4 protein-coding genes are annotated in these 1,868 nt (G+C 58.9%); all 4 read right to left on the bottom strand.

Going from position 1 to position 1,868, the window contains the following annotated elements:
• Positions 1-247: addiction module toxin RelE (locus WCJ41_RS21920; RefSeq protein WP_336907953.1), on the bottom strand; the 247-nt coding region annotated here is incomplete at its 3' end.
• 259 nt (positions 248-506) lie between these two features.
• Positions 507-857, bottom strand: coding sequence for a type II toxin-antitoxin system Phd/YefM family antitoxin (locus WCJ41_RS21915; protein WP_336907952.1), 351 nt, complete (start codon positions 855-857; stop codon positions 507-509).
• 295 nt (positions 858-1,152) lie between these two features.
• Complete coding sequence (locus WCJ41_RS21910) at positions 1,153-1,533, bottom strand: helix-turn-helix domain-containing protein (protein WP_336907951.1); 381 nt, start codon at positions 1,531-1,533, stop codon at positions 1,153-1,155.
• Complete coding sequence (locus tag WCJ41_RS21905; RefSeq protein WP_336907954.1) at positions 1,533-1,829, bottom strand: type II toxin-antitoxin system HigB family toxin; 297 nt, start codon at positions 1,827-1,829, stop codon at positions 1,533-1,535. Before WCJ41_RS21905 ends, WCJ41_RS21910 begins: the two co-directional genes overlap by 1 nt.
• Positions 1,830-1,868: the final 39 nt, after the last annotated feature.

The raw sequence follows: 1,868 nt of genomic DNA, 5'->3' as shown, positions 1-1,868 counted from the left end.
ACGCGAACAGCGGAACATCTGCGTCGTGGTAGAAATAGATCACCCTTGCGCCGCCACGCTTGCCACGGCCTTCGAGGCCCCAACGCAGCTTTCTCACGCCACCCGCGCCAGGGATGAGATCACCCGCAGCAGGATTGTAGGCGAGATAGTCAATCAGCAGCGCCAATTCCTCGTCGGACAGCAATTTCCGAACAGACGCCTGAAACTCCGGCGTCTCAATGACAGTAACGGGGGCCGACCGAGACATTCCCAACACCTAATCCAATGCACCAGAAAACGCAAGGTTCCAGTAATCCATTGGATTAGCACCACGCGAGACCCTGGTGAGGCTCTCATGAGGTAAACAGCCCGCATGGGCCAGACACTATTCCCACCTTGCAACGTTCACGGCACTCAGGCTACGGCACTCAGGCCCCCGGCGTGAAAACGCACGCCGAAGTCGGAGCCAGGAGGTAACCGTCGGCGCTCCAGCCGGCGCCGTGCCGAGGTGACACTGGTGTCAGGGATCAGCCCCCGAAGCTGACATCGCGCGTTGCCACCCGCGGGGACCCGATATCCAGCGCCCATGCACCCTCCCCAGGAATAGCAAGGAGATGTTCAACGAAGGAGCCACGCGCCTGCCGCGCCTCGGCGAGGAGCTGCCCGTAGCGCGCGGCCGACACGACGACGACGGCCGGCTGTCCGCGCCGCGAAATGACCTGTGGCCGCCCCGCGAGGGCCGCCTCGACGACGGCGCTGAACTTGTTCCTGGCTTCGTGTAACGACCACATGGCGGACATCGTGTTGGGATGAAGATCCAGAGAGAATGCGCGCAGAACCGCCAATTTCAAGTGCACAAAAAACAGAATGTAAATCAACTTTAAATTGTAGTATGGTCATTAGGCCCGCGGTGAGATCGGAGGCCTGTTTTCATGAGGTTCGTGAGGTTTCGGAGAGGTTGGCGCGCCAGTAGCTCTCGTTACCTCCTGACCATATCGTCACCTGTGCGATAAGGCCCGGCTTCTCTGGTTCATACCTCCGTCACCTGTGCAGTGGGGCCAGCTCAAGAATTCGCGTGTGTGTCAGCCTAACGATGAGGCCGAGCAGTTTGCATGCAGCCGCATCGCTCTTCTCTTTGCGGGAGATCACCGGACGCTGACCTCCAAACTGAACTCAGGATGCTTCGAGATGATAGGGGCGGACAAGGCTGTCTGCGGGAATGCGCCATTGACGGCTAATCTTGAAGACCATTTCGGTCGTCAGGGGGCGTTTCCGGTTCAAGATTTCGGAGGCACGCGAAGCAGATCCCAGAAGGTCCGCGAGATCCGATTGCTTCAGGCCGGCAACTTCCATCTTGTAGCGGATGGCATCGATCGGATCGGCGGGCTCGATCGGGCAGTGCTTCGCTTCATAGGCCTCGATTAGCGCTGCAAGCACATCGAAGCGCTCCGCAGCGGCAGTGCCGGGCTCCGGCTCTTTCAGGAAGTACTGCTCAATCTCGGCAAGCGCCCAGTCGTAGTCCGCCTCGGTGCGGATCGCGCGGATATTTTTCATCAGACGGTCTCCGGGTTGATGCGGCTGTAGTCGTCGTGGGTACCGACAAACTTGATGAGTACCCGTTTGAACCGATAGGCGACGTGAATGATCAGGCGATACTTGTTCCCGCCGATATCGAAGATGATCCTGTTGTCGCTGACAAAGTCTACAGTCGCCCCAAACCCGTCCTTGACGTCCTGGGGTCCCGACCAATCCGACTTGTCAACAAGTGCATACCATGCCTTGAGCGGCGCCTCCGCCTGGTTGTGGAGCGTCCAGAACTCCCGGAGCACCCTCTTCGCTATGATCTGCATTGTCCAGCTTATGCCTGGCTTGAACGACCGAGTCAACAA

Origin of the sequence: Aestuariivirga sp. (assembly GCF_037139295.1) — a bacterium.
In the GTDB taxonomy this organism is placed as follows: Bacteria; Pseudomonadota; Alphaproteobacteria; order Rhizobiales; family Aestuariivirgaceae; genus Aestuariivirga.
This window is presented reverse-complemented; position numbering and strand designations above follow the sequence as displayed.